Raw genomic sequence first — 25,453 nt, forward strand, 5'->3', positions numbered from 1 at the left:
CCTCCTTCTAAACAACCGAATCGGGTTAAATCGCCGATAACGATTTTCTTAAATGAATAATCTGTTGGGCGATTTCAAGTGCACGTGCATACTCATGCATCTTCTCCGCTTCCTTTGACTCATGCATCTTTTGATAAATTTCTTGCTCAATTCTATATTTTTGAAGCTGACGGATAGAGTCCATAACCTCTGCCTCTGCTTGATCAGGATCTCGCTCCACTAAAGCCGCTTCCATGACAATTTTTCGTAATTCAGCGTCATCCAAAATTTCCACAAAACGTTGATAATCAGGATGACCATACTCCTCATAAAATCCAACTAAGCGAACAAAAACTGCCATATAGGCATCTCGTACAAATGGCTCTTTTTGCTCACTACGTAATACCCTGTCCACTACATCTATATTATGAAGCATATGAGCCAGTAATAAACGTTCGGCACGTTCGGCTGCGTCCATAGGCTTTTGTTGTTGCGTGACTGGCATTGAAGGTATCTGTGTAGGCATTTCTACTTTAGCAGAACGTACCTGATTAGCCTCCAGTTTTCGGAATTGGGCATAAATGGCTTCTTCCGAGATGTTTGTTTCATTTGATAGCTGTCGTATATACAAATCTCGTTCAACTGGTGAAGATCTTCCCACTAGCTGCTCAAGAACTTCTTGAATATATTGAAGCGTATCATTTTCAAATTGAAAGTTCTTATTGCGTCTAGCATGCATCATCATAAAAGCAATATACGCATGAGGTTTTTCCAAAATTTGTTCCTTAAATGCTTGTCCACCTAAAGTGTGAATGTATTCATCAGGATCTAATTTTTCTGGCAACACGGCAATATCGACTTTCATTCGCTCTGTATGCAGTAGCTGCGCCGCTCGTTTCGCTGCATCAAATCCAGCATTATCACCATCATAGCAAATCGTAATTTGCTCTACTAAGCGCTTTAGCTTTGTGATATGCTGATTTGTTAACGAAGTACCCATTGTCGCAACAACATTCATGACACCTACAGAGTTGGCTGCTAAAACGTCCATAAATCCTTCCATCAATACTACTTGACGATTTTTTCTGATAGAAGTTCGTGCTTTATCTAGGTTATACAGCACTTCACTTTTTTGGAAAATTGGTGATTCTGGACTATTTAAATATTTTGCTTCCTCACCATTGGATGAAAGAACACGTCCTGAGAAGGCAATAATTTTACCATTCTCATCTCGAATAGGAAACATGATACGTCCTCTAAAACGATCAAAATAACGCTCTTCTCCCTCTCTTTTGATGATTAAGCCACTTTCGGCAATTTCTTGTAAGTTATAACCTTTTCTTTCAAGCAATATTGTTAATGCATCAAAGCTTGGGAGAGACCAACCAATGTTATTAGATTCGATAAGTTCCCTTGTAAATCCTCTTTCTAGCAAATAATTTAAAGGTTCTTCACCATCTTCTGTATTCAACAGTAAATGATGAAAAAAATCTGCTGCAAAAGCGTGTGCTTCTTTCATCCTTTCTTCCGCTTTAGATATCTTTTTCGTTCCTCCAGGGAAACTTGGCTCAACATCTAAGTGTATGCCAACACGTTCCCCAAGTTTCACAACTGCATCAGGAAAAGAAATGCCTTCAATATCCATTACAAAAGTAATGGCATTGCCCCCTGCACCACAACCAAAGCAATGAAAAATTTGCTTGTCTGTAGATACAGAAAAAGACGGTGTTTGCTCTCCATGAAATGGACAGAGACCAAACCAATTTCGCCCACGCTTAGTAAGCTGCATGTATTCACTAATAACATCAACGATATCTGATTGTGTGCGAATCTGCTCAATTACTTCTTCTGGAATCTTCCCTGCCAAATCCATCACCATCTTTAATATTTGCGTTCTAGAAACACAATTCGCTATTCGTTTTAAAATTCCTTTATTTCTCGACAAAAAATTAGGATTTTTCTCTTATAAATATTTTTACCACAATTTTATTATTATAAAACAAAAATTAGTTTTTATCTATACCATTTTCAAAATCCACTCAAAAAAACCGCCTCTGCTAACCGAGGTGGTTTAAAATTCTATCCTTATTTACAGGTCAAAATATGTTCGATAATCGTATTTGCTGTCTCTTCAACAGCTTTATTTGTCACATCGATAACTTTACAACCTATTCTACCGACAATTTTTTCAAAATGCTGAATCTCATCAAGAATTCTTTCATGCTGTGCATAGATAGCTTCATCATTCAAGCCGAGAGACATTAATCTTTCTTTCCGAATTGAGTTTAACTTCTCAGGGGAAATAATCAATCCAAAGCATTTTTTAGGGTCTATCTGTAATAGTTCTTCTGGTGGTTCTACCTCTGGCACTAAAGGTACATTCGCCACTTTATATTTTTTATGGGCTAAATATTGTGATAGTGGTGTTTTAGAAGTTCGTGATACACCAACTAGTACAATATCAGCCTGTAATAATCCTCTTGGATCTCTACCATCATCATATTTTACCGCAAATTCAATCGCTTCAATTTTTTTGAAATAATCATCATCCAGCAGATGAACAATACCAGGCGTTTCTAATGGATTTTCTTCCATAAAAGCTGCCATTGATTGTAAGGCTGGCCCTAAAATATCAACAGCCTGAATTTTTTCTTGTTCACATAAATCATGTAATAATTTACGCATTTCTTGGCGAACAAGTGTATAAACAATAAACGCTCGCTGTTGCGAAGCAAGAAAAACAATTTTACGGATAAGCTCCTCTGATTGAATATGTGGAAATCGACGAATCACAGTATTTTCAAGACCCGGTCGGAACTGGCTAATAACCGCTTTTGCAACTTGATCACCAGTTTCACCGACAGAATCAGACACAACAAATACGCGTAGTCTTTTCATGCAGCTCTCCTTCATTTAGACATTTTGTGCAAGAGATAAGAAAGCCCGTGTAATCGTTGTTTTTGTAAGACGACCAACAATCGTTAAACCACCCTCTTGCGGTTCAACTACTGGTAGTGAATCAACCTCACGTTCAATAAGTTTGTTCGCTGCAACAATTAAAGAATCTGATCTTTCACAGTACGAAATATTTGGCATACGCGTCATAATAATATGTACTGGAATTTTATTTAAATCCTGCGTGCCAATACTTGTACGCAGTAAATCTTTGCGAGATAGTACGCCTGTCAAAAACTCATTCTTATCTACGACAAAGAGTGTACCAACATCTTCTGAAAACATAAAGCAAATTGCATCATAAACCGTCATTGTTTCAGGGACAACTACTGGCCCTGAATGAAAATCCTTCACTTTTAAATTGTGAATACTATCTATTAATGTAACAGATGCCTTCTTACCTGAATAAAAATAACCAACCCTTGGTCTTGCATCCAGAAATCCTGCCATTGTTAGGATTGCTAAATCCGGTCTTAGAGTTGCTCTTGTCAGATTGAGACGTTCGGCAATATGTTCCCCCGTAATAGGGCCATTTTCTTTCACAATTTGTAATATGTCTTCCTGACGTTTATTGAGTTCGATTGGACTCACCGCCTCAAATCTAATAGTGTTATACTTATGCTCAATTATTATATACTATTTTAATAATTATTGCGAATTAAAGAACTACATGCTACAATATTGACACATACGCTTGCTCTATCTGTATTTTCGAGCAAATTGCGTTATACAGGCGATGATGGGAAAAAAGTATCTGTTCCATTCTATAGCGAGTAGAAGATGGTGAAAGTCTACACAGCAACAGAGAAAAGGCACTCCCTGAGCTAACTTTTTGAAAAGAGGTTTTAAACTACTCGTTTAAAACAATCAGGGTGGAACCGCGGGTATTAGCACTCGTCCCTGGGCATACAATGTGCCCGGAGACGGGTGCTATTTTCATTTAGTTGCAACTGAATGAAAAAACTATGGCGTTTTTACCGCTAAAACAACGTATTAAAAATTTAAAGGAGGCTATTTTATGGCTAACAAATCAATGGAAACCATCGTATCTTTAGCGAAGCATCGAGGCTTTGTCTTCCCTGGTTCTGAAATCTACGGAGGTTTAGCAAACACGTGGGATTATGGTCCACTAGGTGTCGAATTAAAAAATAATATTAAAAAAGCATGGTGGCAAAAGTTTGTTCAGGAATCTGAATACAATGTAGGTATTGATGCTGCTATTTTGATGAATCCAAAAGCTTGGGTTGCTTCTGGTCACGTAGGAAACTTCAATGACCCAATGATCGACTGTAAATCATGTAAGGCCCGCCACCGTGCAGATAAAATTATCGAAGACGCTGCATTAGCGAAAGGCGATGAAATCATTGTTGATGGTATGACATTCGACCAAATGAAAGAAACAATGATTAAATATGACGTAGTATGCCCTGATTGCGGAAAGGCTGATTTCACAGATATTCGCCAATTCAACCTCATGTTTAAAACATTCCAAGGTGTAACGGAATCCTCTACAAATGAAATTTATTTACGCCCAGAAACAGCACAAGGTATTTTCGTGAACTTTAAAAACGTTCAACGTTCTATGCGTAAACGTACACCATTTGGTATCGCACAAATCGGTAAATCTTTCCGTAACGAAATTACACCGGGTAACTTCACATTCCGTACACGTGAATTCGAACAAATGGAGCTTGAATTCTTCTGTAAACCTGGTGAAGACCTTGAATGGCATGCATATTGGAAAGAATTCTGTAAAAATTGGTTACTAAACCTAGGCATGAAAGAAGATTCGATGCGCCTTCGTGACCATGAGGATGATGAGCTATCTCACTACTCTAACGCTACAACAGATATCGAATTCAAATTCCCATTTGGCTGGGGAGAGCTTTGGGGTGTAGCAGATCGTACAGATTACGACTTAAAACAACATATGGAGCACTCTGGTGAAGATTTCACTTACATTGATCCTGTATCAAATGAACGTTATGTTCCTTATTGTATTGAACCATCATTAGGAGCTGATCGTGTAACATTAGCTTTCCTGTGTGATGCCTATGATGAAGAGGAATTAGAAGGTGATGATAAACGTACGGTTTTACGTTTCCACCCTGCTCTGGCTCCATTTAAAGCTGCTGTGCTACCACTTTCTAAAAAATTATCTGATGAAGCTACAGATGTTTGGGCTGAACTGCGTAAAGCCTTCCCTGTTGATTTTGATGAATCACAATCAATTGGTAAACGTTACCGTCGTCAAGATGAAATTGGTACACCATTCTGTATCACATATGATTTTGATTCAAAAGAGGATGGCCAAGTAACAGTACGTCATCGTGACTCTATGACACAAGTTCGTATGCCTATTGCTGAAGTAAAAGCATATATTGAAAAACACCTACAATTCTAATCACTTAAAAAAAGAGGGGGTAGCCAGCAGGCAACTCCCTCTTTCTTATGCTTTAAATGTTGAAAATAAGCGCTCTTGCATTTTTTCCTCGAATGAAAACTTTTTCATGCTCAAACCTATTAAGCTCACTAATAGCTCCTCAATATCCGCTAGTGAGTAATAAAGGAATGTACCTTCTCGCATTGGACGAACCCGTTTGTCAAAAGTTAGTTCATCTTCAATAAAGTAAGCGACATTAACATCACAATGTTCCATCAATTGTGTAATACGTTGATCATCACCTGGGTTTATAAAGAATGGCACAATTTTATCAATATACAAAATACTTTGAACAAGCTTAATGAAGAAATTTTCACGCAACGATGTCTCCACAACTAATATGGTCGTTTGCTCATGTTGATAATCCATATATAAAACGTTTAATTGCTCCTCTAGTAGCGATTTTAAAATACCAATAGAATTGCGATACTTTGTCATATCCGTTTGGATTTCCCTTGTTAGTAAACGTAAAATACGAAAGGCTGGCAGAAAAATTTTTAAGACAATTTCTTTAGGATGTAAATGGTCAATTAATTTATTAAAATGAATTCTCAGATTATTTTCGTCACAGCGGATTAATTGCTCTACAAATAAGTTGAAAATCTCTTCAAAGCTATTAGCTCGATAGTCGATCATTTTCATAATTCTCACACTATAGTTCAAAGGAAGATTCATTGATTTTTGCTCATCTAACAATCTTACTTTTGGTAATGTAGGAAATAAATCATAAACAAGTTCTACTTGTGCACTGCGATTATCGGATAACATAACAACAGAGTTTACTGGGTAAATCCCTAAACATTCTACAAATTTATGCATAAAGCTCTCATTATATAAATGTCGATCTCTGTATAAGACAGCTAAAGCATCTGTAGCACCATAGCCAACATGATAGACTCTCTTGGATGTCATTGCTGAATATACATCAACAATTTGTAATAATTGTACACCCTCACTCATATCATCCGCACAAAGTTGATTTGGATAGCCCTTTCCCGCAAAACGTTCATGATGATCTCGTGCCAAATAGGCAATGTCTTCCTCGTTATGTTCAATGAGTAGCTCGTAGCCTTTTGTTGTGTGCGTCTTTACAATATCGAACTCATCTTCAGAGAGTTTACGTTTCAGATTTAATATTTCTTGGGGTATAAAAACCTTCCCGATATCATGGAACAGGTAGCCCCTAGCTAATGTTTCAATATCTGTTAAACCTAGGTATCTAGCAAAAATTGTACCTAATACAAACACATCAAATGAATGGACAAATGAATACTCGTCCCATTCCTTTAAACGCATAAGTAGCTCATAGCGATGTTTTTTTTCCAAAATCTTTTCAAAAACACCTCTTACATAAGCCGTATCCTGTATGCTTTTAAGAATTTGTCCATAGCGTAATTCGTGCACGACATTCTCCAACGTTGTCATAAAAAGCTGACTAACTGTCTCTTTATAATCATCCACAGGATCTCTTTTTTCAATTAATGGGGCAAATAGATCTTCATATTCTCTTGTTCGTTGAGCACTTAAATCATGGACAACTCGAACTGAATCAGATGGCAGATAGACAGATAATTCATCTACTTTACGAAGTTTAAGTAAGGCAATAATTCGCTCCGTTAAAACTAAATCCTTTTTAGCCAATAAACGATACTCTGAAAAAATATCTTCTGCTAATATATCATTTGCTTCAACTTCATGAATACTTAAGGTTACTTTTCGTAGCATATATTTTGCCACATACGCAATGTACTAAGCACTATGTGACTCCCTCCTTCTTCCATAGGACTGCGCTATTCTGATAAACGTATAAAAAATACGTTTTGCTGATAGAGGCTTTTATATTTCATAGGCATGTCTAAAGTGATCTAGCGTACATCAGTTTCGATGGAGATTAAACGACTTAATTATATTTAAAAAATATAATTACCATTATCTATACCATTTACAATATCATAGGTTAAAATGCCTTTTCAACTAGTATATGGGTCTCGAATGAACAGTTTCTACCACTTATATAATGAAAACTAAACAAAAATACAAATCTTTTTACCTATTAAAATACTTATAAATATATAGATAAATAAAAATATAGATAAATAAGACTTCATATTATTCATTTAAAGACGGAAAAATAACAAATAAAATTAAATTTACGCAAAAATTTTATTTTGTAAAAATTGAAATTTATTCATTAAAAAGAAAGGTAATCTAGTTGCATCCTCCTATAAAATCGAAGGTATTTCTTTTTATTTAAAAGATAAAATGAAGCGAGTTCTGCGCTATGCAAGTTAATTAGTTTTAGCTCCCCCTTTTTACATAAGGTATAATCGATTACCGAACAGTCATGATATGGATGAAATTCCCTCTATGCGTTGTTCCATCTTTTTGGTATAAATAAGTTATTATAGTTAGTATTAGCTGTTAAATAATGAATAATTGACAGGCTAAAGACACATCACCTTTTAACATTCATTCGTCCGGAAGTTTGAACTGATACATAGGAAGGTCTGACCAGAAATATATATACTATAAAATTTTCTATTGTACTTTTTGGAGGAATTTAATTGCAGTCTCAACGTTTATTTCAACTAGCTATGGCTTCTGCTTTAGCAACAAGTGCGATTATTATCGCAGCACCCGCACATGCAGCATCATTTTTTCCTGATATCAACCCAACCAATGAAGAAGGTAAGGCTATTATTCAATTAGCAGAGCGTGGCATTATTTCAGGCTATATGGATGGGACATTTAAACCCGCTAATCCTATTACACGTACACAGGCTGCGAAGATTTTAGCAGGAATTTTAAAGTTAGATACAGTTCACGTAAAAAATCCCCAATTCAAAGACATCAAACCTGGCGATGAAAACTACGGAGCCATTGCAGCATTAGCAAATGCTGGCATTATTAATGGTGCAAATGGTTATTTCTACCCTACTCAAAATATCACTCGCGAGCAAATGTCTAAAATGATTGCGAAAGGCTTTGGATTAATAAGTACGAGTAACACGCAATTACCGTTTACAGATGTTAAAAAGGGGAATGAATTTGAGCCTCATATTAAAGCATTGTTTGCAAATGGGATTACCAAAGGAACATCTGCAACGACTTTCGGCCCAAAAAGCAATGTAAAGCGCTCTCAGCTGGCTGCTTTTGTTGTACGAGCTGAAAAGTTGCTAGGCAATGCAACCGTCTATGCAAGTCAATTTAAACAGGACTATATTTTTGCTTCTTATGGTGGTCTTGAGCCAGCAGAGGATATTTTCACATGGAATGAAGAGGAAGATATGACAGAGTCTATCACGATTACCCCTATAAAAGAAGGTACGGGTAAATTAGTGATTACTGGATTGACTGATGATTCAGAGGATTTTATTGACATTTTTTATTTAGTACATGTCAAAAATGTCAATGGTAAGCTGAAGGTAACACTTGAAGAAGTAAAAGAAGATGATTATATCGAAAATTTACCACTCGATTTGTCTGAGAGCAAATTACCATTCATACCAACAGAGGTGACGGTTCAAAACGCGAATGGACAGCCACTCGCTTCAAATTTCTATAACTTTAATCAACAAGATCAAACACTGTCCATCTCGCAAAATGGACAATACATTGTTACATTTTCAGATGGGACGCAACAACAAAAGATGGCCGCAGATGTGTATTCCTATGATTTTGTTCGCAGCATTGATTTATATCATTTGACAGATGAATTAATACTGACAGCGCAAGAATTACCTTTCGAACCAACACATGTAGCACTCGAAAGCTTTGGTTTTGAGCCAGTGCCTGTAAAAGCGACAATTCTTGACGGGCAACTACATATTACGCCAAAAGCTGAAGGTCTAGCGATTCTCCATTTAACAGGTAAAGACAATGAAACAGCATACCTTTATATTGAAAGTAAAAAAATTGCTGGACAGTGGGCCTTTTTAGTGACAGAGGATGAGGATGAATTTTAAATAACGTGAAATGCCAGATGAACATTAAGATTCATCTGGCATTTTGTCTTTCGAGCGTATTTGCAGTTCAGGGGTACGTTCTAGTTGCTCTATAAATTTTCTCGTCTTAAACCGAATACCGGTTTGTTCTTCATAGATGGTTGTTATAATTTTTTTAATGAAATATTTTGTTTCTTTTTTTAGTTCTATTTTCCCAATTTGGTCGATAGGAACAGTGTAGAACATCCTGATAAGTTTCAGCTGTGTTGGCGTTAAGCGAATGATATAGGGGTCATGTTGATAACAGCGATGGCATAAGAATCCTCCTTGAGCAAAGGAAAAAGCGAATTCCCCATCTACTGCGCCACACGCAGCACAGGCATGTAAAATAGGTTGTACACCTGTATAGGGCAACATTTTCCATTCAACAAATAACGTAATAGCTTCAGGATCATAGCCATCCTCAATTGCTTGTAGTGCATGTAGTAAAACATCGAACGCAAATGGCTCTGGCTTTCCTTCTTCCACAACTCGCTCCACTAATTCCATAATATAGCTAGCATAAGCAGTAGCCATAATATCCTCACGAATATGGCGCATTGAATTTAAATGTTCTCCCTGTTGCAAAGTTCCCATGCCTGTATGATGTTGTACCATAAACATCCCATAGGTAAAGGGTTGCGTGATGGAAGCCAATCTACTAGAAGGTTTTTTTGCCCCTCTAGCCATCGTAGCCACTTTACCAGCTTCCCGAGTTAGCAAAATAACAATCTTATTAGATTCCCCATAAGCGCGAACCTTTAATACAATCCCCTCCCATTTATGAAGCATAATCCCCCTCCTTTCTTAAAAGAACTATCCATGCAAAGAGAGCTGCCCAAAATAATTTTGGACAGCTCAAAAATAAAAATGATCAAATACTTCTAGATCCTTTTGTGCCTACAAGAAGAAGTTAACCTAAAACCGTCAATTCAAAATTTGGCGTCTATTCCTGATTCAACGGGCAATGTTCGCCAACGTTACAATTCATTGGCTAAGCCAGTAAAAACTTAATATTCATCATCACGGAATCCAAAATCGCGTAAATGTGTAGCTTTATTACGCCAATCTTTTTGCACCTTTACCCATAGCTCTAAATAAACTTTAGACCCTAGAAGCATTTCGATATCCTTTCGCGCACGTGTCCCTACTTCTTTTAGCAAGGCTCCACGTTTTCCAATAACTATCCCTTTTTGAGAATCACGCTCCACAATAATTGTAGCCGCTACATGAATTTTATCCTCATTTTCTTCATCACGACGAATTTTATCAATTACCACCGCGATAGAATGGGGAATTTCTTCACGCGTTAAATGTAGGACTTTTTCACGAATAAGTTCAGATATAATAAATCGTTCAGGATGATCTGTCACTTGATCAGCTGGGTAATACTGAGGTCCTTCTGGTAAATACTTCGCCAATGTCACTAATAAATTTTCAACATTATTGCCTTGTAGCGCAGAAATCGGTACAATCTCCGCAAAGTCATAGCGCTCTTTATAGCTCTCAATAATTCCCATTAGTTCATCTGGATGAATGGCATCAATTTTATTGATGACCAAAAAGACAGGTGTTGGGTTTCCTGCTAGCATTTCTAGAATAAATTCATCACCTTTACCGAGTTTTTGCTCAGCATTAACCATAAACATAATAACGTCTACTTCACGCAATGTGTTTTTAGAAACCTTCAGCATGAAATCGCCTAGTTTATGTTTTGGCTTGTGAATACCTGGTGTATCAATAAAAATCATTTGGCTATCATCTGTTGTTAGTACGCCTTGTACTTTATTTCGTGTTGTTTGTGGCTTATCACTCATGATCGCAATTTTTTGGCCAATGACACGATTTAAAAATGTCGATTTGCCAACATTTGGACGACCAATGATGGAGATAAAGCCTGATTTATAGCCATTTTTAGTTTCCTGCATTCTCTAAATCCTCCGTCGTAAATGCAAACGGTAGTAATTCGCCCACTGACGTTACCGTCACATCACCTTTTAAGTTCGTTAAATAAACAGGCATAGTTGGAGCACAAAACTCCATCATGACCTGGCGACATGCTCCACATGGGGCGCATGGTCCGTCCGTATCAGCTACAATGGCAATGGCCTCGAATTCGTAAATCCCCTCCGATACTGCCTTAAAAAACGCTGTACGTTCAGCACAATTTGTCATACTATAGCCTGCATTTTCAATATTACAACCGTGAATAACCTCTCCATCTTTTGTTAGTAGAGCTGCCCCTACTTTAAATTTTGAATAAGGAACATAGGCTTTTTCACGTGCCTTTTTTGATTCTTCTAATAATGCATGCATATCCATTGTCATCTATACTAATTCTCCCTCACATTTATGGTTTATTTTCAATTAGAAGACACTCATTTCCATTAAAACCATTTTGGCAGAAAGATGAGTAATCCGATTATAGCACTGAATAGCGCAAATACAAGCACTGCACCTGCTGCAATATCTTTTGCTTGCTTAGCAAGCGGATGTATCTCAGGGGAAGCTAAATCGACTACCCGTTCGATAGCTGTATTCATCATTTCCAGCGCAAACATTAGTGCTATTAATAGTAGCACAATATACCACTCCATACGAGATAAACCTGTCAAATAACTAGCCAGTATAACAATGATTGCACTTACTATATGTGATTTCAAATTTTGTTCTTTACTTGCAGTTATGATGCCTTCAAAAGCATAGCCAAAAGATCGCAAGTATTTTCGCAAATTCATCTAATCTCGACCTAAGCCAAAAGTTTGGAGAATCTCATCTTGCTTTGCAAACATCACTTTCTCTTCTTCTGGCTCCATATGGTCATAACCAAGTAAATGTAAAAAACCATGTACAGCTAAAAAGCCTAATTCTCGCTCAAAGGAATGATTATATTCCTCTGCCTGCTCTTTTGCACGATCAGTCGAAATAATGATATCACCTAATACACGTGGCATACCTTCAAAAGTAACTTCCATTTCCCCTTCACCTAGCTCCTCTAGTGCAAAGGAAATAACATCTGTGGGCTGATCTTTGCCACGATATTCACGATTAATATCTTGAATTGCCTTGTTCGTTACAAACGTCACCGAAACCTCTGTTTCTGGCTCAATATTTTCTACACTTGCAGCATGCTGTAATAGCTTTTCAACAAGTTCGATATGTTGTGCTCCCACTTCATTTGTTTCATCCGTAAAATCAATTGTTAAAATCATAGATCCTCCTACTTATCTGCCTTTGGATATTCAATACGTGAATGGAATATCCCATTCAACGTTTCACAAAGTACTCTCTCTATACATTTTAACTCTTTTATTGAAATATCGCATTCATCAAACTGATTATCTTGGACGCGATCATCGATAATCGCTCGTACTAGCTTCTGAATTTTCTCTGCATTTGGCTCTTTCATAGAACGTACTGCTGCCTCGACACTATCCGCAACACTTATAACAGCTGCTTCTTTTGTTTGTGGTTTGGGCCCTGGGTATCGGAACTTTGCCTCATCAATATTTTTTCCTTCTTCCTTTGCTTTAAACAAGAAGAATTTTAACAAACTTGTGCCATGATGTTGTAAAGCGATATCAATAATTTCTTGGGGCATTTTATAACGTTTTAACATATTGGCACCATCTGTCGTATGGGCGATAATAATCTCTGCACTTGTTTCAGGTGGTAACGAATCATGCGGATTGATGCCCGACATCTGATTTTCGATGAAAAAGGAAGGTCGTTTGGTTTTACCAATATCATGATAATAACAACCTACACGCGCTAATAAACCGTCAGCACCAATCTCTTCACACGCAGCTTCCGCTAAGTTCGCTACCATCACACTATGATGATATGTCCCTGGAGTTTCCATTAATAATTTTTTTAATAATGGATGGTTGGGATTGGATAGCTCAATTAAGCGTAAAGACGAAAGCAAGCTAAACGCCGATTCAAAGAATGGTAAAAGTCCCATCGTTAATGCCCCTGAAAGCAAGGCTGATAACATCGCCGCTATTAAGTAAAATGCTAATTCTGGTAAGCCATAGGATGATTGTGTCATTAACAAATAAAACGCAATAAATGCCATGTTTACAAGGGAAATCACACCAACCGCATGTAAAATATGTGAGCGTTTTTCCACACTACGCAAAAAGAATAGGCTTGCAAACCCTCCGAATATGATATACAGCGTAATTTCCATTTGCATAACTGAAGAATAGCCTTCTTGAAAAATTACTCCTGCTGAAGCAGCCGTCATAACTGTAATTAATACGGCTGCTCGCTCATCTGCTAGCAATCGTACAAGCATCGTCGCTAGTGCTGTCGGGAATAAAAAGGCAATCGTCACATCAAAGCCACTAGAAACTAAGCTAATAAATTTCATTAGCAAAATAGACAAGCTATAAACAATCACTGTCACTAACAGTGCATTACGTTTTTTTCGTTCGTTCGTCTCCCAACGCTCAAATAAAATATACATAAACATCATTTGCAGTAGCGTTAAAATAATAAGCCCTGCTATCGGCTTAAAGGAGGCTTTATTACTAACCATCCCTAATAGCTCTAATTGTCTAAAAGCCTCATTGTCAATAATTTGGCCTTCTTGAACAATAATCTGACCTTGTAAAATTCGTGTCGGCTCTACACTTTCTTTGGCCTGCTGTTTTCGAATCTTTGTTTGTTCTTCGTTAATTGTTTCATTTTCAATAATGCTTGTACGTCCTATTAACACGACAGTATTGAATATTTTATCAGGATATCCTCGTTGTCCACGAATCTTTGTTTCAAAATCATTTTGTGCAACAAAGACGTTCTCTGGTCGGATGGATTTTTGTAAATATTCCTCTACAAATTTAGATAATTGCGTACTTGTTCTAGTTAAATCATCTTCACTTTGTACTAATAGACCTTCCAGCTGAGAATCTGTAAAAATTAACGGCATCTGGTCTTCGTCAATGGATTCAAATTTTTTTCGAAGCTGTGTAACCTGGTCTGCAATAGGAATAGGTTCCTTACTATTTGCAACATCTTTTTTCACTTCCAAAACATAATCAAATAATGATGTTACAATCGCTGCTCTTTGCTTGGCGACATCCTCCGAAAATTGATAGACTGAATCCACTGCATTGGCAGCTTTTTCTCGCTCTAGCTGTGTTTTATAAGTGTCTTCAATCGTTTTAGTAGATCGTACGGTTTCAGGCGCAAGCTGTAATGGTTTGAAATCATATGTAACTCCTTTAACATTGCCATACATGAACCCAAATTGTAGGCCACCTGTTAAAATGAGAATGATGATAAGAAAGTAGCGAAAACCGATAAGCTCTGTAAATTTTCGAAGTTGTTTCTCCATCTGGCACCTCCTCTATCTACCTACTATCATACCAATTCAACATACATTTTTCTCGAAAAATGTATAAGAAAGCAAAAAACAGCTATGCATTTTTGCATAGCTGTCACATTTTTTTCCATATTTTGATTAAATTCGTGGTTTAGGTTTTAACTATACGGATGTTTTAAACCTCGTTACCCCTGTCGCTTCGCTTTCGGGGCAGACTTTAAAACCTGTTGCCCCTGTTGCTTCGCTTTCGGGGCAGACTTTAAAACCTGTTGCCCCTGTCGCTTCGCTTTCGGGGCAGACTTTAGAACCTGTTGCCCCTGTCGCTTCGCTTTCGGGGCAGACTTTAAACCTCGTTACCCCTGTCGCTTCGCTTTCGGGGCAGACTTTAAACCTCGTTGCCCCTGTCGCTTCGCTTTCGGGGCAGACTTTAAACCTCGTTGCCCCTGTCGCTTCGCTTTCGGGGCAGACTTTAAACCTCGTTGCCCCTGTCGCTTCGCTTTCGGGGCAGACTTTAGAATTGCTACGCAATTCTAAAGTTGCTGTTCTTCGTAGGCTTGAATGATTTTGGCTACGATTGGGTGACGTACGACATCGCCTTGTTCTAGTACTTGGAAATGGATAGATTTAACATACTTTAATGTACGTTCTGCTACAATCAAGCCAGATTCTGTATTTTTGGGTAAGTCGATTTGTGTTTTATCACCTGTGATGACCATTTTAGAGCCGAAGCCTAGACGAGTTAGGAACATTTTCATTTGTTGATGTGTTGTATTTTGTGCTTCATCTAAAATAACAAAGGCATCATCTAATGTACGGCCACGCATATAGGCTAAAGGGGCGATTTCAATCGTTCCGCGTTCAATTAGCCGCTGTGTTTGTTCTGAGCCGTAGATGTCGTTTAAAGCGTCGTAGAGAGGTCGTAGATATGGATCAACCTTTTCCTTTAAATCTCCTGGAAGAAAGCCTAGAGACTCTCCAGCTTCAACAGCAGGGCGAGTTAAAATAATTCTCTTAACATGGCCGTTTTTAAGTGCCTGTGTTGCCATGACTACCGCTAAATACGTTTTCCCAGTACCAGCTGGACCAATACCGAAAACAACGTCTTTATGACGGATTGCTTGTATGTATTCTCGTTGACCAATTGTTTTTGCACGAATTGACTTACCTTTCGTCGTGCGTGCTATTTCTTCATCATATAGTTCTGCAAAATACTCGATTGTTCCTTTTTGTGTCATTTCAATAGCTGTTGTAACATCACGTTGATCAATATTAATTCCTTTGCGAATGACCTTCAATAAAGCATGCAGAAGAAATGTTGCCTGTTCCTTAGCATTTTCTTCACCCGCAAGTTGAATTTGTTCACCACGCGTAATGATATGAACATTAAGTGCTTCTTCAACTAATTTCATATTTGCATCGGAAATACCTAGTAGCATAACCGCTTCGTTTGGATTATCCACCTGTAATACAGTTAACTGTTCTGACATAATCATTCTCCTTGTAGGCCTTGTATTGGACTTGCAATGTTTTCATTGACTAAAAATAGAACTTTCCCTTCAACTGTACCATTCCCCCACTTTGCCTGTAAAAGGTTTTCTTTCTTGATGATTGTTTTTGCAGGTAACGAACGTAATACTTTTTCATGCAATAAAGGAATCAGCAATGACTCAATTTTCGATTCATCCAACTCTACTTGCATCGTTTTCGTCTGTTGCTCCTCTACAATTGAAACATAGGGGGATAGCCAATTCGGTAAATCTTTTCTTTGTACATAATCCACCTTTTCCTGATGTATACCCTTTATCAACACTCGCCATTGCTTTTGCTGCAAGGTTTCCACGGTAATTTTTGTTGGAATTTTAAATGAACATTCAAGCCAATAGTCTGCATAAACCTCTCCCTTCGCCCCTACAAAAACTTGATCTGTGCCACTTTCTAATACACCACTTACGAGGACGTCACCCTCGTAGGCTGTATCATTTACTGAAATTTTTCGCTCGCCATGCTGTATATTAAAGTGTGTAATGACACCACTTTTCGTTGCTACTATATGGGAGGCTAATTTATCAGTTGTTTGCTCTGTTTGTTTAGGTGATTCTTGTGGTCTCAAAATTACTCGTCCGCCATGTTTATCAATATGAACCCATGATAGCTCTCGGTGTTGCTCTAACAGCTTTTGTCGTATAGCCGTATTGGAAGGTAACTTTTTTTGAGATAAAGGGGTTTCTAATTGAAAGGTTTCATGAAAGGTCTTACCTAAACGCTGCTCTAGTTCTGGTGTTGCGGCTTCTATGTCCACTCGCCATATGACTTGTGCACAAAGAATTGGAATAGCAATCATAAAGGCTAAGCCCAATAAAGTCCAAATTTGCGCTCGAAAAACTTGAAGCTCATCTGCATAAAATACAGCCATTTTTAAGCGAAAACGTCTTCGTACACGGCGAATTTTTGGTAGATAATGCATCGTCGTTTCAAAGGAAACTTCCTGCTCACGAAAGACAACACGCTTTAATGGGACATGTTGAGCGTGCAATGCTTGAATAAAAGGATGAACATTTTCATGGCGCTTTATACGTATAATAATTGGCCGATTATTCCACATTTTTGCTCACACCCATATTCTTTGTCATTTTCATATGAAGCTCCTGTAGATTGTCAACAGTGAGATGTAGCATTTCTTCTTTGAGCGCATTGATTGTCACTGAATCCGCATTGACAGTAATATGATAATCTGCATAGACAAACGAACAGGTCGTCGCATCTGCATGAATAAAACGGTAGGGTCCAATAATTTTTAATGATTCGTATTCTAACAACTCAAGTAGTGGCGTTAATTGAAATAATTTTTTCATAAAAAATGCCTCCTTCTTCGGCAATATATGCATCGAAAAAGGAGGACATGCTAGTTATTTTCTTTTTGATTTCGGTGGCCCTAATATTTCAGCCATCACGATTGCTTGCATAAGATCATTTTTAGATTGAGGTAGTTGTAAAGTCGAATTTGTGCCAACTGATTGCACTTCTTTTTTTCCAGCAGCTAATCGTCCTCGACCTTCTCGATTAGAAGAACGGCTAGGGATATCTGCTGGAATGACAGCTGGAGCAACATAGCTTGGTATTTCCCTTTTCACTTGTTCTTCAACAAATTTTTTAGGCTCCTCGACTTTCTCATTTTCTGGAATCCAATCTCCTATAAATTCTCGTGCAAAATCTTCAAAACTCTGTGCTTTCCCAGTACGATGTGGTGCTTTCTCCGTAACTGGAGGCTCCACCACGGTGTCTTTATTAAAAGGAGGCATCTGCTTCTGAGGCTTTTTATTTTTTGATTTTCCGAAAATAGAGCTGACTATGGCTATTATGGCGAAGATTATTAACTGTTCCATATGTTAGTTTCGCTCCTTTCCGTTATTAAGCATTGGGTTCATTTTTTTCAGGTTTATCATTGCTTACTTTTGAGATAGAGTCGCGCATCGCTGTATCTGCTTGGATATTGCGATAGTTCATATAATCCATAATGCCAAGATTACCAGAACGTAAGGCTTCAGCCATCGCTTGTGGTACTTCCGCCTCTGCTTCTACTACTTTTGCCTTCATCTCTTGAACACGTGCAATCATTTCTTGCTCGTTTGCTACAGCCATTGCACGACGTTCCTCAGCTTTTGCTTGCGCAATGTTTTTATCAGCTTGTGCTTGTTCAATTTGTAATTCAGCCCCGATGTTTTTACCGATATCTACATCCGCAATATCAATGGATAAGATTTCAAAGGCTGTTCCTGAATCCAAACCTTTAGATAAAACCGTTTGTGAAATCATATCTGGATTTTCTAATACTTCTGTATGACTAGTAGCCGAACCAATTGTAGAAACGATCCCTTCCCCTACACGGGCAATAACTGTTTCTTCACCAGCACCACCGACTAAACGCTCGATGTTGGCACGCACGGTAATACGAGCCTTTGCTTTTACCTCAATCCCGTTCATTGCTACACCTGAAATGAAAGGTGTTTCAATAACTTTTGGATTAACAGACATTTGAACAGCTTCTAATACATCACGCCCAGCTAAATCGATTGCTGCACAACGTTCAAATGACAGCTCAATATTGGCACGGTGAGCCGCAATTAAGGCATTCACTACACGGTCAACATTACCACCTGCTAAATAGTGACTCTCTAACTGATTAATCGTTACAGGTAAACCTGCTTTATGTGCTTTAATCAACGGATTAACAATTCGAGAAGGGATTACACGACGCAATCGCATCCCAATTAATGTAAAAATGCTCACACGTACACCTGCTGCTAATGCAGAAATCCACAATGCAACGGGTACAAAGGTAAAGAATACCGCAAGCACAATGAATAAAATAACTAGGCCAGCAATAGGACCAATCAAAGCTAAATCAAAACCCATTTTCTATTCCTCCATCTCTTTATCTGTTTGTCTCACAACAATGCGTGAGCCTTCAACTTTAATAATTTCTACATGTTGATTGGCATCGATATAGCCACCTTCTGATACAATATCAATGCGTTCACTACCAAGTACCATTGTTCCAGATGGACGAAGTGGTGTAAGCGTTTTCCCAATTTTTCCTAACAGTTCTGTGCGATTCACATTGGATACATACCCTTCTTCTGTCGTGGTTGCATCCATTAACACAAGCCTGTTTAAGACATGCAGTTTTTTTCCGAAAAATTTCATCAGAATCACCATTCCTATCATCGCTATCACAAGCGCAATGAGAATTGCTACTATCATTTGCATCATATTTGCACCTGCCAGTATCAGACTTAGTACTATTAAGACACCACCTAAAATACCAACAATTCCACCGGGGACAAAAAACTCTGCAATTAAAAGGGCTAAGCCAACAATAAATAACAATAATGTTTCATATCCCGCAAAGCCGGCCACCATATGTCCAAAGAAAAATAAACCAAGTGCTGATAAGCCCATTATACCTGGAACACCAAATCCTGGCGAATAAAGCTCCATCACAAGTCCTAAGCTAGCGATAGACAATAGAATAGGTACAATGATGGGATTTGTAATAAAACGAGCTAACTTTTCAGAAAAGGTTGGTTCAATGGGAACAACATCACTACCATTCAAGTTGGTTACTTCTAAAAGCTCCTGAAAATCTTTAACCGTCCCTTCAGAATATTTAACCTTTGCTGCCTCTGAGGCTGATAGGGTTAACAAATTCTTTCCGCCAGCACGGTATTCTGGTAGTTCATAGTTGGTATCTGCCATTGCTAATGCATACTTAGGGTCGCGCCCTGACGTTTCAGCTGCTGCTTTCATTTGTGCAAGCCAAGCGCTATTGGCCTTTAGGTCGGCTGCATTACCTGCTGAATCGATAACTGCCGCTGCACCGATTGTTCCATTTGGAACCATGTAGATCTCATCCGCATGTAAGGCTAAAAACGCTCCTGCTGAGTGCGCATCCTTATTAATATAAGCAATCGTTTTTATTTGCGTTGCATCCATAAGCATGGCGATATCGCTTGCTGCATTCACAAAACCGCCAGGCGTATGTATTTCTAAGATAATCGCCTCTGCATTGTTTTCTTCAGCCTCTTTAAAAGCTCGTTCTAAAAATGCATGAAGTCCTCGCTCTACTTCATTATGAATCGGAACATGATAAACCTTATTACTGGCAAAAGCCGAAGTTAATGGAAACGCTAACAAAAAAGTCATCCATATCACTAGTAAATAGCTGAGGATTCTCCGTTTTCGCATCTTTTTCCCTCCCTTCTAACATGCCTCTCCTCTGTATATACGGTCAATCATGCGAAAAGTTTCACAAATCTTAAAAAATTTATTAATTATTTATCATTCGATCTAATGCCAATTACTAACACTTAGTATGTGCAAAAAAGCCGAATGAATCAAAGTGATTTCATTCGGCTTTTTCATATGTACGTAAAGTTGAGCAATGTAAAATACCTGAAATTAATCAAAAATGTGATTAATTTCAGGTATAACTTTGTCTGCTCAGTGAATCATACAATTGCGTGTTATGAACGTAGGGATTTTTAATGGGAAATTAAATTACCACTTACGTTTACGTGCAGCTTCTGATTTCTTTTTACGTTTTACGCTAGGTTTTTCGTAGAACTCGCGCTTTCTAACTTCTTGAATTGTACCACTTTTTGATACAGTACGTTTGAAGCGGCGAAGAGCATCTTCAAGCGATTCGTTTTTGCGAACGACAGTTTTTGACATCTCTCTTTCCCTCCCTCCGAACACACGTCAATACACAATTAGGCAAATCACCTTCTGTTGTGTACTAAAAAATTATATCGTATTGTCTAATAATGGTCAATAGAAAGTATGCGAAATTATCAAGTGAATTTTTGGTTTTATTTTTGCTCGAATTATTCATACACAATTCGCCCACAATAAAAATAATTACATTTTCCTAACAATTAAGGGGTTTACAAAAAATAGAATAAGGGCGTAGAATAATCACATTCAATTTCATATCGGCCAAATCTCAACTATTTGAGAACGGAGGAACCAATCTTTTGGGGTTAATTCTGCTTTAGCAGAAGGGATGAGAAAGCTCTTTCGCCATCCTACCCGTCAGCTAACTTCGTCGGCTAAAGCGAAGGAGGTCGTTATTGACCACCATTATTAGCATGCTTTCTACCCTTTTCATGCTCTAATCGTAGGTCTTTTTATTATGCCATCTAACAAACAGTTGTTTACTATTCAGAATTGAGGAAAAATTAAATGAACAATTTTAAAAGAGCATTAAATCCTCCCAAAATTCTTGTATTGGGCTTTGCCCTTATCATTGCCATAGGTACGTTTCTTTTAACAATGCCATTTTCTACTGAGGATGGGAAGGGTTTGGCCTTTTTAGATGCTTTATTCACTGCTACATCAGCTACTTGTGTCACAGGTTTAATTGTAGTTGACACAGGTGATACCTTCTCTATTTTTGGCGAAGTGGTCCTTTTATTCTTAATCCAAATTGGCGGTTTAGGATTTATGACATTTGCCACATTATTATTTTTACTGCTTGGAAAGAAAATTTCATTAAAAGAAAGACTGCTGCTTAAAGAAGCATTTAATAATATCTCCATTGCTGGTCTTGTTCGATTAGTGAAAAGAATATTACTCTTTACAGCATGTATTGAAATAATCGGTGGTCTAATTCTATCGATTCGTTTTTCTTTTGATATGCCTATTGGAAAGGCCCTTTATTTTGGATTTTTTCATGCCATATCCAACTTCAACAACGCGGGCTTCGATTTAATGGGTGGCTTTAACGGAATGACTGCCTATGTTGATGACCCCTTTGTTGTTTTCACCATCTGTGCTCTTATTACAATCGGTGGATTAGGCTTTATTGTGATGAATGAATTGTATGAATATCGTGTAACTAAAAGGCTTTCTGTCCATTCAAAAATAGTCTTAGTAACGACACTTTTGCTCACTGTTAGCGGAACCATTTTGATATTTTTGTTTGAGTATGGCAACCAAAAAACTCTTGGACCATTATCCGAATGGGGTAAAGTATTAGGTTCCCTTTACCAAGCAGTTACACCACGAACTGCTGGCTCCAATACACTGGCTATTGGGGACTTAACGCATTCTACATTATTTTTAATGATTCTTTTCATGTTTATTGGGGCAGGCTCTGGGTCGACTGCTGGAGGTATTAAAATCACAACCTTCGCTGTTTTAGTAGCTACTATGTGGTCACAAATTCGAGGAAAAGAAGATGTCGTTCTCTTTAAACGTAGAATTGTTACTGAAACTATCTTAAAGGCTTTGACGGTTACAATGTGTGGAGGATTAATTGTTGTAGTCGTGACGATTATTCTCAGTATCACGGAACAGCATCATAGCTTTATGATGTACTTATTTGAGGCTACCTCTGCGTTTGGTACTGTTGGTCTTTCTATGGGCCTAACTCCAGAGCTAACACCTGCTGGTCGTCTTCTTCTGATTATTACAATGTTCGCAGGAAGAGTAGGACCATTAACCATTGCTTTTGCCATTGCAAAACGAAGAAAAAAAGAGAGTTTCCGCCACCCAAAAGGAAATATTATGATTGGATAACCAAATGAGAGGAAGACAGAACGCTATGACCATTAAACAATACGCTGTGATTGGCTTAGGTAGATTCGGAACAAGCGTCGCTCGCAGATTGCATGAAGCTGGACAGGAAATATTAGGAATTGACATAAATGAAGAAAGAGTAGAGGATGCCGAACCCTATGTGACTCACGCTGTGGTTGCAGATACAACAGAAGAAAAAGCCTTAAAATCGATTGGTATTGGTAACTTCGATTGTGTTATCGTAGCGATCGGTAATGATATGCAATCTAGTATTTTAACCGTCTCTTTATTAAAAGAGCTAGGGATCAAAAAAGTGATCGCAAAGGCACTTGGTAAAAGACATGGGCAAGTGTTAGATAAAGTAGGAGCTGATTGGATTATTTACCCAGAAAGAGATATGGGTGAACGTGTAGCCAATCAACTCCTATCCCCAAATATGTTGAATTATATCGAATTATCAAAGGAATACAGCATTGAAGAAATTATGATTCCTTCCAAAATGGCCGGACAAAACCTTCGGGATTTAGACTTGCGCGCAAAATATAACGTCAGTGTAATTGCGATTGTGCGCGAAGGTGAAATTATTATCTCCCCTTCTCCTGAGCAAATTATTGAAAAGGAAGATTTATTAGTAATGATTGGTCATCGAAAAGATCTTAGCTTATTCTCAAATATTCAGTAACCGCAAAAAGGCTGTGTCAAGTTCACCTTGATACAGCCTGCCATTTTTGTCTTAGAAAACTTTCTTTTGATCTCTATCATCTTTTAAAATTTCAACAGCCTCTCTAAAGCGCTGAGAATGAACAATTTCCCGTTCACGTAAAAACTTCAAGCTATCATTTAAATCCGTATCATCTGATAAGTCAATAATCCATTGATATGTGGCACGTGCCTTTTCTTCGGCTGCTATATCCTCATACAAATCCGCGATAGGGTCACCCTTTGCTTGAATATAGGTTGCTGTGAATGGTACCCCCGAGGCGTTTTGATAAAATAGAGCCCGATCGTGATTTACATAATGATCACCCAATCCAGCTTCTTTCAGCATTTCTGGTGTTGCATCTTTTGTTAGCTTATAAATCATCGTGGCAATCATTTCTAAATGTGAAAATTCCTCTGTTGCTATATCGGTCAATAACCCTACTACTTTGTCAGGAATCGTATAGCGCTGATTCATGTAGCGTAGAGCTGCTGCCAGTTCCCCATCCGCTCCTCCATATTGTTCAATTAAAAACTTTGCAAGCATTGGGTTACATGTACTAACTTTTACCGGATACTGGAGTTTCTTTTCATAATACCACAAAGATTTTTCCTCCTAGTCTTTTGTTTAGACTTGCCATGGCCATGGTGTATCAATCCAGTTAAAAGGATAATTCGAATAACTTCTCCCAAAATTCATGAGTGGTCCATATTTTTGCTCAAAATCAATTTTAAGTTTCATACTTTTCTCTGTATTTTCATTAAATTGCTGAATGGCGTCATAATCGTGTGGATGAGTGTCTAAATAGAGGTTTAATTCAACAATGACGAAATCAATTGCTTGTATTTCTTCTAATTGCTTATAAAATTCGGGCGGCATCTTTTTAGTCATGCTTCCTCCCTCCTTTTAGGGGAAATGGGTATGGGCTAAACAACTGTGGCCATAGTGTTCCTGCCATTAGCGCTTCTCTTGCGGTTGGAAATTGTGGAAGTCCAGGTGGTTGAAAACCCATATATAGTTGTGGGGGTGTTGCATAATACTTAACTTCTATAGGCTTACAAGGATCAAAGGGGCTAATATAGGGCCTCCAAGACTTATACTGTGTAAACATGACATCCTCCTTTCTGTATTTACATTCATCAGTGGAGTATATGTGCATAGAAAATTATTATGCTGATTAAACACAAAGAAGCCATAAGCTCATGTCAATGTACACATGAGCTTATGGCTCTATAAAAAGATAATATTAATAGTTGGAGTCGGCAATTAAACCATTCATAATAGCTACACCAGAGCTAGCCCCAATACGAGTCGCACCTGCTTCTACCATTTTTTTCATGTCCTCTAAGCTACGAACACCACCTGATGCTTTTACACCAAGTTCTGGACCTACAGTTTTACGCATAAGCGCGATATCCTCTGCTGTTGCTCCACCAGTAGAAAAACCTGTAGATGTTTTCACATAGTCAGCACCCGCTGCTACAGCTAACTCACATGCCTTCACTTTTTCTTCGTCTGTTAGTAAGCATGATTCAATAATGACTTTTACAAGTGCGCTATCTTTAGCTGCTTCTACCACTGCTGCGATATCTGCTTGTACAAGGTCATAGTTTTTATCTTTTAACGCACCGATATTAATAACCATATCTACTTCTTTTGCACCGTTAGCAATGGCGTCTTTTGCTTCAAATGCTTTGACTGCTGGTGTATTGGCACCAAGTGGGAAGCCGATAACCGTACAAACTAACACGTCTGTACCCTGTAATAATTCACTGCTTCGCTTTACCCAAGTTGGATTTACACAAACAGAAGCAAAGTTAAATTGTTTAGCTTCAGCACATAATTTTTCAATTTGTTCTTTTGTTGCCTCAGCCTTTAATAATGTATGATCAATCATACGTGCAAAATTTTTTTCCATTGTTGAACGCTCCTTCATTAAATAAGATGTACGTACCTCTTCGAATCATATCATTTTTTTGCGATGG

General features: G+C 38.0%; 25 protein-coding genes and 1 riboswitch. Of the genes, 4 read left to right on the forward strand and 21 right to left on the reverse strand.

The features are described from left to right. Window positions 1-25 precede the first annotated feature (25 nt). The 3 genes from dnaG to MKY76_RS15480 form a co-directional block, all read right to left on the reverse strand. Complete coding sequence (gene dnaG / locus MKY76_RS15470) at window positions 26-1,858, reverse strand: DNA primase (protein ID WP_082148142.1); 1,833 nt, start codon at window positions 1,856-1,858, stop codon at window positions 26-28. Window positions 1,859-2,064: 206 nt separating this feature from the next. Then, window positions 2,065-2,877, reverse strand: a complete 813-nt coding sequence (locus tag MKY76_RS15475) for a pyruvate, water dikinase regulatory protein (protein WP_342556823.1) — start codon at window positions 2,875-2,877, stop codon at window positions 2,065-2,067. A gap of 15 nt (window positions 2,878-2,892) precedes the next feature. Further along, window positions 2,893-3,525, reverse strand: a complete 633-nt coding sequence (locus MKY76_RS15480) for a helix-turn-helix transcriptional regulator (protein ID WP_004227151.1) — start codon at window positions 3,523-3,525, stop codon at window positions 2,893-2,895. A gap of 427 nt (window positions 3,526-3,952) precedes the next feature. Between MKY76_RS15480 and MKY76_RS15485 the strand changes: the two genes are divergently transcribed. Further along, window positions 3,953-5,338 (forward strand): glycine--tRNA ligase, encoded by a 1,386-nt coding sequence (locus tag MKY76_RS15485; protein WP_004227145.1) that lies wholly within the window; start codon window positions 3,953-3,955, stop codon window positions 5,336-5,338. A 45-nt stretch (window positions 5,339-5,383) separates the two neighbouring features. Here the strand turns inward: MKY76_RS15485 and MKY76_RS15490 are convergent, their stop codons facing one another. After that, the gene (locus MKY76_RS15490) at window positions 5,384-7,102 is read right to left on the reverse strand and encodes an HD domain-containing phosphohydrolase (protein WP_342556824.1); all 1,719 of its coding nucleotides are present in this window, start codon (window positions 7,100-7,102) and stop codon (window positions 5,384-5,386) included. Window positions 7,103-7,941: 839 nt separating this feature from the next. Here MKY76_RS15490 and MKY76_RS15495 point away from each other — a divergent pair. Continuing rightward, on the forward strand, window positions 7,942-9,342 hold the full coding sequence (locus MKY76_RS15495; protein ID WP_342556825.1) for an S-layer homology domain-containing protein: 1,401 nt from the start codon (window positions 7,942-7,944) through the stop codon (window positions 9,340-9,342). A gap of 24 nt (window positions 9,343-9,366) precedes the next feature. On the opposite strand, the gene recO is transcribed toward MKY76_RS15495, so the two are convergent. From recO to rpsU, 13 genes are all read right to left on the reverse strand, one after another. Beyond that, complete coding sequence (gene recO / locus MKY76_RS15500) at window positions 9,367-10,152, reverse strand: DNA repair protein RecO (protein ID WP_048392194.1); 786 nt, start codon at window positions 10,150-10,152, stop codon at window positions 9,367-9,369. Between the two features lie 218 nt (window positions 10,153-10,370). Further along, entirely contained in the window at window positions 10,371-11,288 is a 918-nt protein-coding gene (gene era / locus MKY76_RS15505; RefSeq protein ID WP_004227129.1) for a GTPase Era, read from the reverse strand. Beyond that, on the reverse strand, window positions 11,275-11,688 hold the full coding sequence (locus tag MKY76_RS15510; RefSeq protein ID WP_081011012.1) for a cytidine deaminase: 414 nt from the start codon (window positions 11,686-11,688) through the stop codon (window positions 11,275-11,277). The genes era and MKY76_RS15510 overlap by 14 nt, the downstream gene beginning before the upstream one ends. A gap of 59 nt (window positions 11,689-11,747) precedes the next feature. Beyond that, window positions 11,748-12,098: a diacylglycerol kinase family protein gene (locus MKY76_RS15515; protein ID WP_048392193.1), complete on the reverse strand. Its 351-nt coding sequence runs from the start codon at window positions 12,096-12,098 to the stop codon at window positions 11,748-11,750. Beyond that, window positions 12,099-12,572 carry an rRNA maturation RNase YbeY gene (gene ybeY / locus MKY76_RS15520; protein WP_048392192.1) on the reverse strand — a complete coding sequence of 158 codons (474 nt, stop codon included), beginning with the start codon at window positions 12,570-12,572 and terminating at the stop codon, window positions 12,099-12,101. A gap of 8 nt (window positions 12,573-12,580) precedes the next feature. Next, window positions 12,581-14,701 (reverse strand): HD family phosphohydrolase, encoded by a 2,121-nt coding sequence (locus MKY76_RS15525; RefSeq protein WP_004227107.1) that lies wholly within the window; start codon window positions 14,699-14,701, stop codon window positions 12,581-12,583. A gap of 518 nt (window positions 14,702-15,219) precedes the next feature. Further along, window positions 15,220-16,176 carry a PhoH family protein gene (locus MKY76_RS15530; protein WP_016994096.1) on the reverse strand — a complete coding sequence of 319 codons (957 nt, stop codon included), beginning with the start codon at window positions 16,174-16,176 and terminating at the stop codon, window positions 15,220-15,222. Between the two features lie 2 nt (window positions 16,177-16,178). Beyond that, on the reverse strand, window positions 16,179-17,291 hold the full coding sequence (locus MKY76_RS15535) for a sporulation protein YqfD (protein WP_342556826.1): 1,113 nt from the start codon (window positions 17,289-17,291) through the stop codon (window positions 16,179-16,181). Then, window positions 17,281-17,541 carry a hypothetical protein gene (locus tag MKY76_RS15540; RefSeq protein ID WP_048392190.1) on the reverse strand — a complete coding sequence of 87 codons (261 nt, stop codon included), beginning with the start codon at window positions 17,539-17,541 and terminating at the stop codon, window positions 17,281-17,283. The genes MKY76_RS15535 and MKY76_RS15540 overlap by 11 nt, the downstream gene beginning before the upstream one ends. 54 nt (window positions 17,542-17,595) lie before the next feature. Next, a complete protein-coding gene (locus MKY76_RS15545; protein ID WP_054550098.1) occupies window positions 17,596-18,072 on the reverse strand; it encodes a hypothetical protein in 477 nt (158 codons plus the stop codon). Between the two features lie 25 nt (window positions 18,073-18,097). After that, entirely contained in the window at window positions 18,098-19,102 is a 1,005-nt protein-coding gene (gene floA, locus MKY76_RS15550) for a flotillin-like protein FloA (protein ID WP_016994103.1), read from the reverse strand. A gap of 3 nt (window positions 19,103-19,105) precedes the next feature. Continuing rightward, window positions 19,106-20,434 carry a nodulation protein NfeD gene (locus MKY76_RS15555; RefSeq protein ID WP_048392188.1) on the reverse strand — a complete coding sequence of 443 codons (1,329 nt, stop codon included), beginning with the start codon at window positions 20,432-20,434 and terminating at the stop codon, window positions 19,106-19,108. A gap of 312 nt (window positions 20,435-20,746) precedes the next feature. After that, window positions 20,747-20,920 carry a 30S ribosomal protein S21 gene (gene rpsU, locus MKY76_RS15560; RefSeq protein WP_004227078.1) on the reverse strand — a complete coding sequence of 58 codons (174 nt, stop codon included), beginning with the start codon at window positions 20,918-20,920 and terminating at the stop codon, window positions 20,747-20,749. Window positions 20,921-21,172: 252 nt separating this feature from the next. Then, a riboswitch (cyclic di-AMP (ydaO/yuaA leader) is annotated at window positions 21,173-21,314 on the forward strand. Between the two features lie 116 nt (window positions 21,315-21,430). On the opposite strand from rpsU, the gene MKY76_RS15565 reads away from it, so the two are divergent. Further along, on the forward strand, window positions 21,431-22,768 hold the full coding sequence (locus MKY76_RS15565) for a TrkH family potassium uptake protein (RefSeq protein WP_342556827.1): 1,338 nt from the start codon (window positions 21,431-21,433) through the stop codon (window positions 22,766-22,768). A gap of 25 nt (window positions 22,769-22,793) precedes the next feature. Continuing rightward, window positions 22,794-23,450 (forward strand): TrkA family potassium uptake protein, encoded by a 657-nt coding sequence (locus MKY76_RS15570; protein ID WP_004227067.1) that lies wholly within the window; start codon window positions 22,794-22,796, stop codon window positions 23,448-23,450. 51 nt (window positions 23,451-23,501) lie between these two features. Here the strand turns inward: MKY76_RS15570 and MKY76_RS15575 are convergent, their stop codons facing one another. From MKY76_RS15575 to deoC, 4 genes are all read right to left on the reverse strand, one after another. Next, window positions 23,502-24,071, reverse strand: a complete 570-nt coding sequence (locus MKY76_RS15575; RefSeq protein ID WP_004227065.1) for a manganese catalase family protein — start codon at window positions 24,069-24,071, stop codon at window positions 23,502-23,504. A 24-nt stretch (window positions 24,072-24,095) separates the two neighbouring features. Continuing rightward, complete coding sequence (locus tag MKY76_RS15580; RefSeq protein ID WP_016994107.1) at window positions 24,096-24,359, reverse strand: spore coat protein CotJB; 264 nt, start codon at window positions 24,357-24,359, stop codon at window positions 24,096-24,098. Continuing rightward, entirely contained in the window at window positions 24,352-24,579 is a 228-nt protein-coding gene (locus MKY76_RS15585) for a spore coat associated protein CotJA (RefSeq protein ID WP_004227061.1), read from the reverse strand. The genes MKY76_RS15580 and MKY76_RS15585 overlap by 8 nt, the downstream gene beginning before the upstream one ends. A 135-nt stretch (window positions 24,580-24,714) precedes the next feature. After that, window positions 24,715-25,386: a deoxyribose-phosphate aldolase gene (gene deoC / locus MKY76_RS15590; RefSeq protein ID WP_048392186.1), complete on the reverse strand. Its 672-nt coding sequence runs from the start codon at window positions 25,384-25,386 to the stop codon at window positions 24,715-24,717. Window positions 25,387-25,453: the final 67 nt, after the last annotated feature.

Origin of the sequence: Lysinibacillus sp. FSL P4-0201, assembly GCF_038593425.1 — a bacterium.
Lineage (GTDB): Bacteria > Bacillota > Bacilli > Bacillales_A > Planococcaceae > Lysinibacillus > Lysinibacillus capsici.

Coding starts and splice junctions, on each gene's coding strand:
- dnaG (WP_082148142.1), bottom strand. CDS start 1,858: ATGGTGATGGATTTGGCAGGGAAGATTCCAGAAGAAGTAATTGAGCAG.
- MKY76_RS15475 (WP_342556823.1), bottom strand. CDS start 2,877: ATGAAAAGACTACGCGTATTTGTTGTGTCTGATTCTGTCGGTGAAACT.
- MKY76_RS15485 (WP_004227145.1), top strand. CDS start 3,953: ATGGCTAACAAATCAATGGAAACCATCGTATCTTTAGCGAAGCATCGA.
- MKY76_RS15490 (WP_342556824.1), bottom strand. CDS start 7,102: ATGCTACGAAAAGTAACCTTAAGTATTCATGAAGTTGAAGCAAATGAT.
- recO (WP_048392194.1), bottom strand. CDS start 10,152: ATGCTTCATAAATGGGAGGGGATTGTATTAAAGGTTCGCGCTTATGGG.
- era (WP_004227129.1), bottom strand. CDS start 11,288: ATGCAGGAAACTAAAAATGGCTATAAATCAGGCTTTATCTCCATCATT.
- MKY76_RS15510 (WP_081011012.1), bottom strand. CDS start 11,688: ATGACAATGGATATGCATGCATTATTAGAAGAATCAAAAAAGGCACGT.
- MKY76_RS15515 (WP_048392193.1), bottom strand. CDS start 12,098: ATGAATTTGCGAAAATACTTGCGATCTTTTGGCTATGCTTTTGAAGGC.
- ybeY (WP_048392192.1), bottom strand. CDS start 12,572: ATGATTTTAACAATTGATTTTACGGATGAAACAAATGAAGTGGGAGCA.
- MKY76_RS15525 (WP_004227107.1), bottom strand. CDS start 14,701: ATGGAGAAACAACTTCGAAAATTTACAGAGCTTATCGGTTTTCGCTAC.
- MKY76_RS15530 (WP_016994096.1), bottom strand. CDS start 16,176: ATGTCAGAACAGTTAACTGTATTACAGGTGGATAATCCAAACGAAGCG.
- MKY76_RS15535 (WP_342556826.1), bottom strand. CDS start 17,291: ATGTGGAATAATCGGCCAATTATTATACGTATAAAGCGCCATGAAAAT.
- MKY76_RS15540 (WP_048392190.1), bottom strand. CDS start 17,541: ATGAAAAAATTATTTCAATTAACGCCACTACTTGAGTTGTTAGAATAC.
- MKY76_RS15545 (WP_054550098.1), bottom strand. CDS start 18,072: ATGGAACAGTTAATAATCTTCGCCATAATAGCCATAGTCAGCTCTATT.
- floA (WP_016994103.1), bottom strand. CDS start 19,102: ATGGGTTTTGATTTAGCTTTGATTGGTCCTATTGCTGGCCTAGTTATT.
- MKY76_RS15555 (WP_048392188.1), bottom strand. CDS start 20,434: ATGCGAAAACGGAGAATCCTCAGCTATTTACTAGTGATATGGATGACT.
- rpsU (WP_004227078.1), bottom strand. CDS start 20,920: ATGTCAAAAACTGTCGTTCGCAAAAACGAATCGCTTGAAGATGCTCTT.
- MKY76_RS15565 (WP_342556827.1), top strand. CDS start 21,431: ATGAACAATTTTAAAAGAGCATTAAATCCTCCCAAAATTCTTGTATTG.
- MKY76_RS15570 (WP_004227067.1), top strand. CDS start 22,794: ATGACCATTAAACAATACGCTGTGATTGGCTTAGGTAGATTCGGAACA.
- MKY76_RS15580 (WP_016994107.1), bottom strand. CDS start 24,359: ATGACTAAAAAGATGCCGCCCGAATTTTATAAGCAATTAGAAGAAATA.
- MKY76_RS15585 (WP_004227061.1), bottom strand. CDS start 24,579: ATGTTTACACAGTATAAGTCTTGGAGGCCCTATATTAGCCCCTTTGAT.
- deoC (WP_048392186.1), bottom strand. CDS start 25,386: ATGGAAAAAAATTTTGCACGTATGATTGATCATACATTATTAAAGGCT.